Here is a 13,705-nt window from a genome sequence, read left to right on the forward strand (position 1 = left end):
CTCGGGCACGCACGCAAGGGGGCGCCTTCGTCACCGGCCCATTCCGCGAGACCCGGACGTCGTCACCACCCGCGCCGGACGGCTCGGGTGGGCTGCGGCAGGTCGTCGGACTCACGTAAGCGGCCTTATGGATGCTTACGTTCACCGTTGCGGGACAGTTCCGGATTTGCACCGGATTCCCCTGCGGCTGCAGCGAGAGCGAGCATACATGTTGTGCCGGGCGTTGGTGACGGGCCCATATCTTGTGTCGCGCGGGTGCGTATGGCGATGGTGCCTCATGACGACGGGCCCCTCCGCGAGCAGAGGGGCCCGTCCTGAGGAACGTACGACCGCGCTAGTGGCCGGAGCCCGCTCCGACGACCGGCAGGTCCGTCTGCACGCCCTTGTCACCGGCGTCGGCGGTGTAGTCGCCGGGCGACGTCTCGTCGATTCCCTCGGGCGCCTTCGCGGCCTTCAGGACGAAGGTCAGGACGACGGTCACGACCACGTTCATCACGAACGCCGTCAGACCGATGTACCCGATCTCCCCGATGCCGGGGATCTCCTTCGAGGACCCGCCGAAGTGCGCCTGCGTCGGCGACGCCACCCCGTACGCGGCGAGCGTGCCGTACACCATGCCGACCGCCCAGCCGGCGAGCAGCGCCCAGCGGTGGAACCAGCGGGTGAACAGGCCGCCGACCAGTGCGGGCATGGTCTGCAGGATCCAGATGCCGCCGAGCAGCTGGAAGTTGATGGCGACGGTCTTGTCCATGGTGAGGACGAAGACGAGGGCGCCGACCTTCACGAGCAGCGACACCAGCTTGGAGACCTTGGTCTCCTGCGCCGGGGTCGCGTCGGGCTTGATGAAGTCCTTGTAGATGTTGCGCGTGAAGAGGTTCGCCGCGGCGATGGACATGATGGCCGCGGGGACGAGCGCGCCGATGCCGATGGCGGCGAACGCGACACCCGTGAACCAGTCGGGGAACATGTCCTCGAACAGCTGCGGGATCGCCAACTGCCCGTTCTGCACCTTGATCCCGGCCGCGATCGCCATGAACCCGAGCAGCGCGAGCAGGCCCAGCATGAGCGAGTACAGCGGCAGGATCGTGGTGTTGCGGCGGATCACGTCGCGGCTCTTGGAGGAGAGCGTCGCGGTGATCGAGTGCGGATACATGAACAGCGCGAGCGCCGAGCCGAGCGCGAGCGTCGCGTACGTCCAGTGGCCCGCCTCACCTGGCGCGAGCGCCCCGGTGGGTTTGCCTGTCGCCGGATTTATCTGCTCGAACTTCTTGCCGGCCGCGGCGAAGATGTCGTCGAAGCCGCCCAGCTTGATCGGGATGTAGATGATGGCGACCGCGATGACGATGTAGATCAGACCGTCCTTGACGAACGCGATCAGCGCCGGGGCGCGCAGGCCCGAGGAGTACGTGTACGCCGCGAGCACGCCGAAGGCGATGAGGAGCGGCAGGTCCTTGATGAACCAGTTGGTGTTCTCGCCGCCGCCGACGCCCATGACGTCGAGCACGGCCTGGATGCCGACGAGCTGGAGCGCGATGTACGGCATCGTGGCGAGGATGCCGGTGACCGCGACGGCGAGCGAGAGGCCCTTGGAGCCGAAGCGGCCGCGCACGAAGTCCGACGTCGTCACGTATCCGTGCTTGTGCGAGACCGACCACAGGCGCGGCAGGAACGTGAAGATCAGCGGGTAGACCAGGATCGTGTAGGGCACGGCGAAGAAGCCGGACGCGCCCGCCGCGTAGATCGCCGCGGGGACGGCGACGAAGGTGTACGCCGTGTAGAGGTCGCCGCCGAGCAGGAACCAGGTGATCCAGGTGCCGAACGAGCGGCCGCCGAGGCCCCACTCGTCGAGCGAGTCCGTCTCGGAGCGGCGCCAGCGCGCGGCGAGGAAGCCCATGACCGTGACGGCCACGAAGAAGATGATGAAGACGGTGAGCGCGACACCGTTGACGCCGCCGTTCATCGCGGGCCTCCCGCGGAGGCCGAGGCCGACGTCTTGCGGCCGCGCTGGTCACGCTGCCACAGCTTGTACGCGATCATCGTGAGCCCGGTCGAGATGATCACCCAGAGCATCTGGTACCAGTAGAAGAACGGGATGCCGATGAAGGTCGGGTCGATCTTCGAGTAGGAGCTGACCCAGAGCATCGCCACGAACGGTGCGACCAGGCACAGCCCGATGACCACGCGGACCGGTGTCACCACCGGTCTCCCTGCTTGTTCCGCCACTTCCGGCGCATCGGACATCTTGGGCTCCGTCCCCTCGCTGATCCCACTTATCTCACGTTTAACGTGCGGGAAATCTAATGCGAGAGTCTTGCTCTTTGGAACCCCTGTCCGGATAACGGACGAGACCCTTCCGGTCCCGGGCCTGCGGTTATGTAAGGAATCGGGCGCGTATGTGCGGGTCAGTCCATCGGGCGCTTCAGGCGCGCCACGAACTTGTACCGGTCGCCCCGGTAGACCGAGCGCACCCACTCCACCGGCTGCGCCGAGCCGTCGATCGAGTGGCGGGAGAGCATCAGCATCGGCAGACCGACATCGGTGCCGAGCAGACCGGCCTCGCGCGGGGTGGCGAGCGACGTCTCGATGGTCTCCTCGGCCTCGGCGAGATGGACGTCGTAGACCTCGGCGAGCGCCGTGTAGAGAGAGGTGTACTTGACGAGCGACCTGCGCAGCGCGGGGAAGCGCTTGGCGGAGAGGTGCGTCGTCTCGATGGCCATGGGCTCGCCGCTGGCCAGACGGAGCCGTTCGATGCGCAGGACGCGGCCGCCGGCGGAGATGTCGAGCAGCCCGGCGAGGGTGTCGTCCGCGGTGACGTAGCCGATGTCGAGCAGCTGCGAGGTCGGTTCCAGGCCCTGGGCCCGCATGTCCTCGGTGTAGGAGGTGAGTTGCAGCGCCTGGGAGACCTTGGGCTTGGCGACGAAGGTGCCCTTGCCCTGGATGCGTTCCAGGCGGCCCTCGACGACCAGCTCCTGAAGGGCCTGGCGGACGGTGGTGCGGGAGGTGTCGAACTCGGCGGCGAGCGTGCGCTCCGGCGGCACCGGCGTGCCCGGCGGCAGGGTCTCCGTCATGTCGAGCAGATGCTTCTTCAGGCGGTAGTACTTGGGCACGCGCGCGGTACGGACGGGCGCCCCGCTCTCGTTCTCCGCACTGCTCACGTCGGTGCTCATGCTCCGCCTTCCCGGCTCCGGTGCCGACGTGGCCGACGTCCCCGTCGGCCACGGCTCACATCGTGGCACGGCTCGCTCCGGGGGACTCCCCGTACGCTCCGTGATCCCTCCTTATACCGCCCGCTGACTCCCTGGTCTAGTCCACGCACCCAGGGATGGGAGCGGTCCCCCGAACCGCCCAACGCCCTTGTCACGACAGGCGGGTGTCGTTCCGATAACGGACGCACAGGTCTTTCTCAGCCACCCTTGACACCTCTATTGGTCTGGGCCAAGCTCCCCGTACTGGTCTACACCATTAAACGGAGACCGGGTCCCAGTCCCACGAAGCACTGCTTGTCGTATTGCGTCGCTGTGGGTGGGGGGTTGCTGGCATCCCTGAGGAGGGTGACGTGAAGCGCAAGCTCATTGCGGCCATCGGCGTGGCGGGCATGTTGGTCTCGATCGCGGCCTGTGGCAGTGACGACGACAACGACAACGGCAGCAAGGCCGGAGCGGACGGGTACAAGGGGCAGACGCTGACCGTCTGGACCATGTCCGGCTCCAACCCGCCGGAGTGGACCAAGAAGGTCACCGCCGAGTTCGAGAAGAAGACGAAGGCCAAGCTGGACATCCAGGTCCAGGAGTGGAACGGCATCCAGCAGAAGGTCACCACGGCCCTCTCGGAGTCGAACCCGCCGGACGTTCTGGAGATCGGCAACACGCAGACCCCTGCGTACGCCAAGACCGGCGGTCTCGCCGAGCTGTCCGACCTCAAGAGCGAGATCGGCAAGGACTGGGCCGACGCGGTCAACAAGCCGGCCGTCTTCGACGGCAAGCAGTACGCGCTGCCGTGGTACTTCGGCAACCGCACGGTCATGTACAACAAGAAGATCTGGAAGCAGGCCGGCATCACGGAGACGCCGAAGACCCGCGCCGAGCTCTTCGCCGACTTCAAGAAGATCGGTGAGAAGACCAAGGCCGAGCCGCTCTACCTGCCGGGCCAGAACTGGTACTTCTTCGACGGCCTCCTGGTCGGCCAGGGCGTCGAGCCCGTGAAGAAGGACGGCGACAAGTGGGTCTCCAACCTCGGTGACCCGAAGGTCGCCAAGGCGATGGACGTCTACAAGCAGTACCAGGCGTTCTCCAAGGCGCCCAAGGACAAGGACGAGGCCACGCCGCAGCAGGCCACCGTCTTCGGCAAGGGCGACACCGGCGCGATCATCGCCATGGGCTACGAGGCCGGCACCGCGCTGCAGGCCAAGAAGCTCAAGGCGGAGGACATCGGCTTCTTCACCATCCCCGGTGAGACGGCCGACAAGCCCGAGGGCGTCTTCCTCGGCGGCTCCAACCTCGCGGTCGCCGCGGGCTCCAAGAAGCAGGACCTCGCCAAGGAGTTCCTGAAGATCGCGCTCTCCGTCGAGAACGACGGCCAGCTGATCAAGGAGGTCGGCTGGACCCCGAAGTCCCCGGCCCTGGAGTCCTACGCCAAGGAGCAGCCGGCCGCGCAGGCCGGTGCCCCCGCCGCCGCCAAGTCCGGTGGCACCACGCCGCTGATCCCGGAGTGGGCGCCGGTGGAGAACCCGCCGAACCCGATCAAGACCTACATGACCGCGGTCCTGAACGGTAAGTCCCCCGCCGCCGCCGCCAAGCAGGTCGAGGGCGAGCTCAACAAGCGGCTGAGCCAGCAGCAGTAGTCGCCCGGGCCGGGGCGGCGGAACGGGTTTCGACCCGGGCCGCCGCCCCGGCCCGACGCATCGTCCAGTCACGGCTTTGGAAGAGATGGCGAGCATGGCAGTGCAGACCAACCCGGCGGACGCGGTCGACAAGGTCGCGCCCGACGGGCAGCGCAGCGGTCGCGCACCCGGGCCGCGGGGGGAGAAGCGGAAGGGCGGGGCGAACGTCGTCCCGTACCTGCTGCTGTTCCCCGCCCTCGTGGTGACAGTGATCTTCCTCGGCTGGCCCCTGGTGAAGGACGGCTTGCTGTCGTTCCAGAACCTCAACATGGGTCAGCTCATCCAGCACGTCACCGAGTGGAACGGCGTAGAGAACTACAAGGAGGTCCTCGGCGGCGAGGACTTCTGGCGCGTCACGCTGCGCTCCACGATCTTCACGGCGATCAACGTCGTCGTGATCATGGTGGTGGGCACGCTCGTCGGGCTGCTGCTCGCACGCCTCGGCAAGAAGATGCGGCTGACGCTCATGCTCGGCCTCGTCCTGGCGTGGGCGATGCCGATCGTCGCGTCGTCCACCGTCTACCAGTGGCTGTTCGCGTCCCGCTTCGGCGTCGTCAACTGGGTGCTCGACAAGCTCGGATGGCACTCCATGGCCGACTACAACTGGACCGGCTCGCAGATCTCCGCGTTCTTCGTGATCGGCCTGCTGATCGTCTGGGGCTCCATCCCGTTCGTCGCGATCAACCTGTACGCCGCCACGACCACCATCCCGCGCGAGCTGTACGAGGCCGCGGCCCTGGACGGGGCCGGCGTGTGGAAGCAGTTCACCTCGGTGACCTTCCCCTTCCTGCGCCCCTTCCTCTACGCCACGACCTTCCTCGAGGTCATCTGGGTCTTCAAGGCGTTCGCCCAGGGCTTCACGATCACCGAGGGCGGACCCGACCGGCTCACCGAGACGCTGCCGATCTACGCGTTCGTCGAAGGCGTCGGCAACCAGCACTACGGCATGGGCGCCGCGATCGCGATGCTGACCATCGTGGTCATGCTGGTCCTCACCGCGTACTACCTCCGCATCGTTCTCAAGCAAGAGGAGGACGAGCTGTGAAGCGCTCCCTGCTCGGCCGCATCTGGCCCAACGCCACGGCGATCGTGCTGTTCGTGATGATGGTCTTCCCCGTGTACTGGATGTTCACGACGGCCTTCAAGCCGACCGCGGACATCGTCACGGACAACCCGGTCTGGTTCCCGACCGACGTCACCTTCGAACACTTCAAGACGGCTGTCGACGCGCCCGACTTCTGGCAGCTGGTGACCAACTCGATCACCGTCACGGTCTGCGCGGTACTGCTCTCGCTCGTCATCGCGCTGTTCGCGTCGTTCGCCCTCGCGCGCATGCGGTTCAAGGGGCGCAAGGGCATGATCCTGGTCTTCATGGTCGCGCAGATGGCGCCCTGGGAAGTCATGGTCATCGCGATCTACATGATCGTGCGCGACGCCGACATGCTGAACAGCCTCCTCCCGCTGACCCTCTTCTACATGGTGATGGTGCTGCCCTTCACCGTCCTGACGCTGCGCGGCTACGTGGCCGCGGTGCCCAAGGAGCTGGAGGAGTCCGCGATGGTCGACGGGTGCAGCCGCCCGCAGGCCTTCGTCAAGGTCATCCTGCCGCTGCTCGCGCCCGGCCTGATGGCCACCTCGCTCTTCGGCTTCGTCACGGCGTGGAACGAGTTCCCGCTGGTGCTGATCCTCAACAAGGAACCGGGATCGAAGACCCTCCCGCTCTGGTTGTCGCAGTTCCAGAGCCAGTTCGGGGACGACTGGGGTGCCACCATGGCCGCGGCCTCCCTCTTCGCCATCCCGATCCTCATCGTCTTCGTCTTCCTGCAGCGCAAGGCCGTCAGCGGCCTCACCTCCGGCGCCGTGAAGGGATAACGCCACCGATGACCACTGTCACCAGCGCCACCGACACGCTCACGCGCGACGCGCTCGCCGTCCTGCAGCCCGGCTTCGCCGGCACCACCGCCCCGGACTGGGTGCTGCGCCGCCTCGGCGAGGGGCTCGCCTCCGTCGGTCTGTTCGGCCGCAACATCCAGACCCCCGATCAAGTCGCCGCGCTCACCGCTCAGTTGAAGGCCGAGCGCGACGACCTCCTCGTCGCCATCGACGAGGAGAGCGGCGACGTCACCCGCCTCGAGGTCCGTACGGGCTCCTCGTTCCCCGGCAACCACGCGCTCGGCAAGGTCGACGACGTGGAGCTGACGAAGGGCGTCGCCTTCGAGCTCGGCCGCCGCCTCGCCGAGTGCGGTGTCAACCTCAACTGGGCGCCGTCCGCCGACGTCAACGCCAACCCCGACAACCCGGTCATCGGCGTCCGCTCCTTCGGCGCCGACACCGCGCTCGTCGCCCGCCACACCGCCGCCTACGTGGAAGGCATGCAGGCGGCCGGTGTCGCGGCCTGCACCAAGCACTTCCCCGGCCACGGCGACACCGGCGTCGACTCGCACCACGACATGCCGCTCATCGACGTGGGCCTCGACGTCCTGAACGCCCGCGACCTCGCGCCCTTCCGCGCGGCGATCGCGGCGGGCAGCCGCGCCGTCATGAGCGCCCACATCCTGGTCCCGGCCCTCGACGCGGACCGTCCGGCGACCCTCTCCCGCCGCATCCTCACCGGCCTGCTCCGCGAGGAACTCGGCTACGACGGCCTCATCGTCACCGACGGCATCGAGATGAGCGCCATCTCCTCCGCCTACGGGATCGAGCGCGGCAGCGTCCTCGCCATCGCCGCGGGCGCCGACGCGATCTGCGTCGGCGGCGGCCTCAACGACGAGGGCACGGTCACCCGCCTGCGCGACGCCCTGGTCGCCGCCGTCCGCTCCGGCGACCTCCCCGAGGAACGCCTCGCGGACGCCGCCGCCCGGGTGCGCTCGCTCGCCGAGTGGACGGCGACGGCGGGCGCGGGCCCGGGCGCCGTCTCCGACCCCGAGATCGGCCTGGTCGCGGCGCGCCGCGCGGTCACCGTCACGCGCGGCGAGTACGCCCCGCCGGTCTCCGGCCCGGTGCACGTCGCCGCGTTCTCCCCGCTCGCCAACATCGCGGTCGGTGACGAGACCCCCTGGGGCGTCGGCGCCGAACTCGAACGCCTCCTCCCCGGCACCACCACCGGCTCCTACTCGGGTGCCGACGCGGGCGCCGCCGCCCTGGCCGCCGCGGGCGACCAGCGCATCGTGGCCGTGGTCCGCGACGAGCACCGCCACGCCTGGATGTCCGACGCCCTCACCACCCTCCTCGCCGCCCGCCCGGACACGGTCGTCGTCGAGATGGGCGTCCCGGGGGCGGCCCCGCGCGGTGCCCTGCACATCGCGACGCACGGAGCGGCGCGGGTGTGCGGGGTCGCTGCCGCTGAGGTCATCGTCGCGGGGTAGGCGGCACGCGGGCTGCCGCTCACCGCCGCGCCACAGACAGAGGGGCCGATCATCCCGAGCGGGGTGACCGGCCCCTTTTGCAGTGTGTCGTGGTTCGAGGCCGACGCGGGGCGGGCGGGGCGGGCGGGGCTTGCTTGGGCCGGCCCTCGCGCTCGTGAGCCGTGGTGCTCGTGAGCCCTCGTGTTCGCGGGTTCTCGCGCTCGCGGACCCTCGTGTTCGCCGGCCCTCGTGTTCGCCGGCCCTCGTGTTCGCGGGCCCTCGTCTTCGCGGGCCCTCGTGCTCGTGGGCCCGCGCGCTCGCGGGTCCTCGTGTTCGTCGGCCCTCGTCTTCGCGGGCCCTCGTGTTCGCGGGCTCGCAGGCCCCGGGTGCGAGGGATTCGGGCCCGGGGCAGGCTGTGCCCGGGGCTTACAGTCCCTGCCACTCCGGCTTGTTGGCGTACGTGTGCCGGAAGTAGTCCGCGAGCTTCAGCTTCGACGCGGCGGCCTCGTCCACGACGACCGTCGCGTGCGGGTGCAGCTGCAGCGCCGACGCCGGGACCACCGAAGCGACGGGCCCCTCCACTGTCGCCGCCACGGCGTCCGCCTTGCCCTCACCGGTGGCGAGCAGCACCAGGTGCCGGGCCTCCAGGATCGTGCCGATGCCCTGCGTGATGACGTGCCGCGGGACCTGGCTCAGGTCACCGTCGAAGAACCGCGCGTTGTCCGTGATCGTCTGCTCGGTCAGCGTCTTGATCCTGGTCCGCGAGGCGATCGACGAGCACGGCTCGTTGAACCCGATGTGCCCGTCGGTCCCGATCCCGAGCAACTGCAGATCGACCCCGCCCGCCTCGGCCAGCGCCTTGTCGTACGCCTCGCACGCCGCCTGCACGTCGTCGGCGCTGCCGTCGGGCCCCATGAACGCCGCCTCGCCGAGCCCGAGCGGCTCCACGACCTCACGCAGCACTGTCGCCCGGTAGGACTCGGGGTGCCCCGTCGGCAGCCCCACATACTCGTCGAGCTGGGCGATACGGGCCCTCGACGCGTCGACGTCACCGGCGCGCACCTTGGCCGTCAGCGCCTCGTAGATGGGCAGCGGCGTCGAGCCGGTGGCCACGCCGAGCAGCGCGTCGGGCTTGCGCCGCAGCAGCTGGGCCATGGCCTCGGCGATCAGTTCGCCACCTGCCTTGGCGTCCGGAACGATCACAACTTCCACGCTGGGCCTGCCGTTCTGGTCAGAGGAGACTGGGGAGTATGTGGTATAGACCAATCGAGACCAATCTAGCAGAGCGAGCCCCTGCCGGTCAGGCCCTCCACGGCCCCGTTCCGTCCATGCTCAGCGCATCGGGTGGCCTTGGCATGTCGAGGGCGGGCGGTGGCGAACATGCCGGGGGCGGGCAGGAGTGTTGGAGTCGCACTGGGGTGGAGTAGCGGGGCGAGTGGCGCGGGCCCGGTTCAGCGGCCGAGCAGTGAACCCCCGGTCGCGTCCACCCACTGCCCCGTCACCCACCGGCCGTCCGGTGACGCCAGGAACGCCACCACGTCGGCTATCTCCGCCGGTGTCCCGACCTTGCCCAGGGCCGAGAGCGCGGCCGCGCCGTCCCACGCCTCGTCGCTCGCGCGGAGCCACTCCGTGTTGACGTCCGTGTCGACGATGCCGGGCGCCACCGTGTTCGCCGTGATGCCGCGCGGCCCCAGCACCTTGGCGAGGTAGTGCGTCAGCACGTCGAGCGCGCCCTTCGTCATCGCGTACGGCATGAGGTCGGGGAGCATCGCCGTGCGCGCGGCGCCGGAGGAGATGTTGATGACGCGGCCGCCGTCGCGCATCCTCGGCGCGGCGAGCTGGGCGAGGAAGAACGGTGACTTGGCGTTGACCGTGAAGAGGCGGTCGAACTCGGCCTCCTCGATGTCCGCGAAGGCGCTGGACGTGCCGATCCCCGCGTTGTTCACCAGGATGTCCACGCCGTCGGCCCGTGCGTCGAACTTCTCCCACAGCTCCCGCGCGGCACCCGGAGAACCGAGCTCGGCCCCGAGAGCGAACGCCGAACCGCCCGCCGCCTCGATCGCCGCCATCGTCTCCTTCGCGGCGGCGTGATTGGTCCCGTAGTGCACCGCGACCCGCGCGCCGTCCCGGCCGAGCCGCTCGGCGATGCCCCGCCCGATGCCCCGGCTCGCGCCCGTGACCAGCGCCGTCTTACCTGCGAGTACGCCCGTGCCACCCGCGCCACCACCCGTGCCGCTCATGTCGCAGCCCTCCCCATCTCCGTAGCCGTGAAGTCTGTAGCCGTGAAACTTGTAGCGGTGAAATCTGTAGCGGTCGTTATGGAAATGACCGTAGCGCACGCCCGTCACCTTTCGCTAGTGGCCGCTATAGAATTCACCCCATGGCGACGAAACAGCGCGGGCGACCCCGCTCCTTCGACCGGGAGACCGCCCTGGAGAAGGCCATGCGGGCCTTCTGGGAGAACGGCTACGAGGGGACCTCGGTCTCCGAGCTGACTCGCGAGATGGGCATCGGCGCCCCCAGCCTCTACGCCGCCTTCGGCGACAAGCGTTCGCTGTTCGAGGAGGTCGTCCGGGTCTACGGCACCACCCACGGCGCCGGACCCGGCCGCGCCCTGGCCGAGGAGTCCACCGCCCGAGGTGCCGTCGAGCGCCTGCTGCGGGAGGCGGCCGACGAGTTCACCGCCCCCGGTCACCCGCACGGCTGCCTCGTCATCCATGCCGCGACCAACTGCACGACACCCGAGGTAGAGCAGTCCCTGCGCGACCAGCGCGGCGCCGGCCTCGCCGCGATCGAGGACCGGCTGCGCCAGGGCGTGGCCGCGGGGGAGCTGCCGAAGAACACGGACGCCGCGGCCTTCGCCCGCTTCGTCGGCGCCGTCTTCCAGGGCATGTCGCAGCAGTCGCGGGACGGCGCGACCAGGGCTGACCTGGAGGCGATCGCCGATCACGCCATGGCCGCCTGGCCCGCGGGTGAACCGGCGCGCGCCGACGCCCGTGGATAGAGGCGGACGTCACGGTCGAAAGGGCCCCCGCACTCGGAGGAAGAGACGACAATAAAGCCGCGCCGACGCATAGACATCGGCGAATGGTCTAGTCCACAATGCGTACGAAAGGCCTCCGTCCTCCCCGCACAGGAGGACGGACAGAGGAACCCCGCTCTCTGCCCTGACTGCGGCGGCTCCTCGATCGGCAGCCGGGAACCGCACACCTGGCAGCCGATGCACCTGAAGGGCTGCGGTGCCTGGGAAAGGGTCGAGGGTCCCTCCCCCCGGCGCCGCGGCCCGTCGGTCTTTTCGAGGCCGCGCAGGTCGGCGGGTACGCTCGCCTGGTGCCCTCCATGAACGATCTCGTACGCCAGCACACCGCCCTCGGCGACTCCGACCTCGAGTGGCTCCACCTGCTGGTCTCGGAGTGGCAGCTGCTCTCCGACCTCTCCTTCGCCGACCTCGTCCTGTGGGTCCCCACGCGCGACGGCACCCGGTACGTCTCCGTGGCGCAGATGCGCCCGAACACCGGTCCGACGTCCTACCAGGACGACATGGTCGGGCATCTGGTGCCGCGCGGCCGCCGCCCCATGCTCGACGCCGCGCTCGACGAGGGCCGCATCGTGCGCGAGGGCGACCCCGAGTGGCGCGAGGAAGTCCCCGTGCGGGTCGAGTCCATCCCCGTACGCCGGGAGGGCCGGGTCCTCGGCGTCATCGCGCGCAACACCAACCTGCTGACCGTCCGTACGCCGTCCCGCCTGGAGCTGACCTATCTGCAGTCGGCGTCCGACCTGGCGCAGATGATCGCGGCCGGCTCGTTCCCGTTCCCCGGCCAGCAGGTGGACATGGACGCCTCCCCGCGCGTGGGCGACGGGCTGATCCGGCTCGACGCCGACGGGGTCGTCCAGTACGCGTCCCCGAACGCGCTCTCCGCGTACCACCGGCTCGGCTTCTCGGCGGATCTGGTCGGCCACGATCTCGGCAGGACCACGGCCGAACTCGCGCCCTCGCGCGGCCCGGTGGACGAGGCGCTCGCCAAGGTGGCCAGCGGATGGGCGCCGCGCGAGTTCGAGATCGAGGGTGAGGAAGGGTCGATCCAGCTGCGCGCGATCCCGCTCAAGCCCAAGGGCACGCGCATCGGCTCACTGGTCCTGCTGCGCGACGTCACCGAACTGCGGCGGCGCGAGCGGGAGTTGATCACCAAAGACGCCACCATCCGGGAGATCCACCACCGGGTGAAGAACAACCTGCAGACCGTGGCCGCACTTCTTCGCCTCCAGGCCCGGCGCATCGAGTCGGACCGGGGGCGCGAGGCGCTCGAAGAGGCGGTCCGGCGCGTCGGCTCGATCGCCATCGTGCACGAGACGCTGTCCCAGAACCTGGACGAGCGCGTGGAGTTCGACGAGATCGCCGACCGGGTCCTCGCCATGGTCGCCGAGATCTCCCCGGGCCAGGTGACGGGCCGGCGCACCGGCCGCTTCGGCATCCTGGACGCGGAGGTGGCCACGCCCCTGTCGATGGTCCTCACCGAAGTACTGCAGAACGCCCTGGAGCACGGTTACCGGCAGGGCGACACCGGCACCGTCGAGGTCTCCGCGGTGCGCGGCGGCACCAGCAAGGACGCCCGGTTGCTCATCACCGTCCAGGACGACGGCGTCGGACTGCCCGAGGGCTTCGACCCGCAGCGCGCCGGCAACCTGGGGCTGCAGATCGTACGCACCTTGGTGGAGGGCGAGTTGGGCGGATCGTTCGACATGGTGCCCGCACCCGAGCGCGGCACCCAGGTCGTCCTCGACATCCCGGTGCGCTCGACCAAGTAGCCTGCGGCGCATATACGTGGACAGCAGAGAGCCCCGGACCGTCGAACGGTTCCGGGGCTCTCTGCTCGCGTTGCTCGGGTCTTGTCCCGGGCTGAGCCTGGGGGAGCATCGGGGGTACTGCGCGCTGCGGCTCGGGGGCGGGGGGATGCGTACTCGCTGTACGCGCCGCCGGGCTCAGGCTCGAACGGGGTGGGGAATCAGGCGGAGGCCTGACGGGCCCGGTTGCGAGCGGCGCGGCGCTTCATCGCGCGGCGCTCATCCTCGCTGAGGCCACCCCAGACGCCGGAGTCCTGGCCGGACTCGAGCGCCCACTGCAGGCACTGCTCCATGACGGGGCAGCGACGGCAGACGGCCTTGGCTTCCTCGATCTGCAGCAGCGCGGGACCGGTGTTGCCGATGGGGAAGAACAGCTCGGGGTCTTCCTCGCGGCAAACGGCGTTGTGACGCCAGTCCATGGCTGCTACCTCTCCTTGGTATTACATGCGGGTTGCTTGTGAATGTGAACGCTTTCACGAATCCCTCAACAAGTGAAGGGACGAACGTCACATACGCGACGGGTGTCCGTTGCTTTGAGGAGGGGATTCGGGCTCTCTGTGGGGCCGATGTTGCGGGCCGTCCCGAGCGCCATGTAGAGATTCGCAAACCTCGGCGGCGGATACAACCCCTTCCGGAAAGT

At 69.2% G+C, this 13,705-nt stretch carries 12 protein-coding genes and 1 riboswitch; of the genes, 6 read left to right on the forward strand and 6 right to left on the reverse strand.

Going from position 1 to position 13,705, the window contains the following annotated elements:
- Window positions 1-78 precede the first annotated feature (78 nt).
- Window positions 79-213, reverse strand: a riboswitch (cobalamin riboswitch).
- A gap of 121 nt (window positions 214-334) precedes the next feature.
- The 3 genes from mctP to ACH4RC_RS12390 form a co-directional block, all read right to left on the reverse strand.
- Entirely contained in the window at window positions 335-1,960 is a 1,626-nt protein-coding gene (mctP, locus tag ACH4RC_RS12380; protein ID WP_398198803.1) for a monocarboxylate uptake permease MctP, read from the reverse strand.
- Window positions 1,957-2,241 carry a DUF3311 domain-containing protein gene (locus ACH4RC_RS12385; RefSeq protein WP_398198805.1) on the reverse strand — a complete coding sequence of 95 codons (285 nt, stop codon included), beginning with the start codon at window positions 2,239-2,241 and terminating at the stop codon, window positions 1,957-1,959. The genes mctP and ACH4RC_RS12385 overlap by 4 nt, the downstream gene beginning before the upstream one ends.
- 161 nt (window positions 2,242-2,402) lie before the next feature.
- Entirely contained in the window at window positions 2,403-3,167 is a 765-nt protein-coding gene (locus ACH4RC_RS12390) for a GntR family transcriptional regulator (RefSeq protein ID WP_398198808.1), read from the reverse strand.
- 389 nt (window positions 3,168-3,556) lie between these two features.
- Between ACH4RC_RS12390 and ACH4RC_RS12395 the strand changes: the two genes are divergently transcribed.
- The 4 genes from ACH4RC_RS12395 to ACH4RC_RS12410 all read left to right on the forward strand — a co-directional run bounded on the left by ACH4RC_RS12395 (window position 3,557) and on the right by ACH4RC_RS12410 (window position 8,244).
- Window positions 3,557-4,840 (forward strand): extracellular solute-binding protein, encoded by a 1,284-nt coding sequence (locus ACH4RC_RS12395; RefSeq protein ID WP_398198810.1) that lies wholly within the window; start codon window positions 3,557-3,559, stop codon window positions 4,838-4,840.
- A 94-nt stretch (window positions 4,841-4,934) separates the two neighbouring features.
- Window positions 4,935-5,924 carry a carbohydrate ABC transporter permease gene (locus ACH4RC_RS12400; protein WP_398198813.1) on the forward strand — a complete coding sequence of 330 codons (990 nt, stop codon included), beginning with the start codon at window positions 4,935-4,937 and terminating at the stop codon, window positions 5,922-5,924.
- Window positions 5,921-6,751, forward strand: a complete 831-nt coding sequence (locus tag ACH4RC_RS12405; protein ID WP_398198815.1) for a carbohydrate ABC transporter permease — start codon at window positions 5,921-5,923, stop codon at window positions 6,749-6,751. The genes ACH4RC_RS12400 and ACH4RC_RS12405 overlap by 4 nt, the downstream gene beginning before the upstream one ends.
- A gap of 8 nt (window positions 6,752-6,759) precedes the next feature.
- Window positions 6,760-8,244: a glycoside hydrolase family 3 protein gene (locus ACH4RC_RS12410; RefSeq protein ID WP_398198818.1), complete on the forward strand. Its 1,485-nt coding sequence runs from the start codon at window positions 6,760-6,762 to the stop codon at window positions 8,242-8,244.
- 405 nt (window positions 8,245-8,649) lie between these two features.
- Here ACH4RC_RS12410 and nagB read toward each other — a convergent pair whose 3' ends face one another.
- Complete coding sequence (gene nagB, locus ACH4RC_RS12415) at window positions 8,650-9,435, reverse strand: glucosamine-6-phosphate deaminase (RefSeq protein ID WP_398198821.1); 786 nt, start codon at window positions 9,433-9,435, stop codon at window positions 8,650-8,652.
- Between the two features lie 239 nt (window positions 9,436-9,674).
- Window positions 9,675-10,463 (reverse strand): SDR family oxidoreductase, encoded by a 789-nt coding sequence (locus ACH4RC_RS12420; RefSeq protein ID WP_398198823.1) that lies wholly within the window; start codon window positions 10,461-10,463, stop codon window positions 9,675-9,677.
- Window positions 10,464-10,603: 140 nt separating this feature from the next.
- On the opposite strand from ACH4RC_RS12420, the gene ACH4RC_RS12425 reads away from it, so the two are divergent.
- Both ACH4RC_RS12425 and ACH4RC_RS12430 read left to right on the forward strand, forming a co-directional pair.
- Window positions 10,604-11,227 (forward strand): TetR/AcrR family transcriptional regulator, encoded by a 624-nt coding sequence (locus ACH4RC_RS12425; RefSeq protein WP_398198826.1) that lies wholly within the window; start codon window positions 10,604-10,606, stop codon window positions 11,225-11,227.
- A gap of 335 nt (window positions 11,228-11,562) precedes the next feature.
- The gene (locus tag ACH4RC_RS12430) at window positions 11,563-13,029 is read left to right on the forward strand and encodes a PAS domain-containing sensor histidine kinase (protein WP_398199194.1); all 1,467 of its coding nucleotides are present in this window, start codon (window positions 11,563-11,565) and stop codon (window positions 13,027-13,029) included.
- Between the two features lie 197 nt (window positions 13,030-13,226).
- On the opposite strand, the gene ACH4RC_RS12435 is transcribed toward ACH4RC_RS12430, so the two are convergent.
- Window positions 13,227-13,484 (reverse strand): WhiB family transcriptional regulator, encoded by a 258-nt coding sequence (locus tag ACH4RC_RS12435; protein WP_016639615.1) that lies wholly within the window; start codon window positions 13,482-13,484, stop codon window positions 13,227-13,229.
- Window positions 13,485-13,705 lie beyond the last annotated feature (221 nt).

Source organism: Streptomyces sp. NPDC016845, assembly GCF_044332585.1.
In the GTDB taxonomy this organism is placed as follows: domain Bacteria; phylum Actinomycetota; class Actinomycetes; order Streptomycetales; family Streptomycetaceae; genus Streptomyces.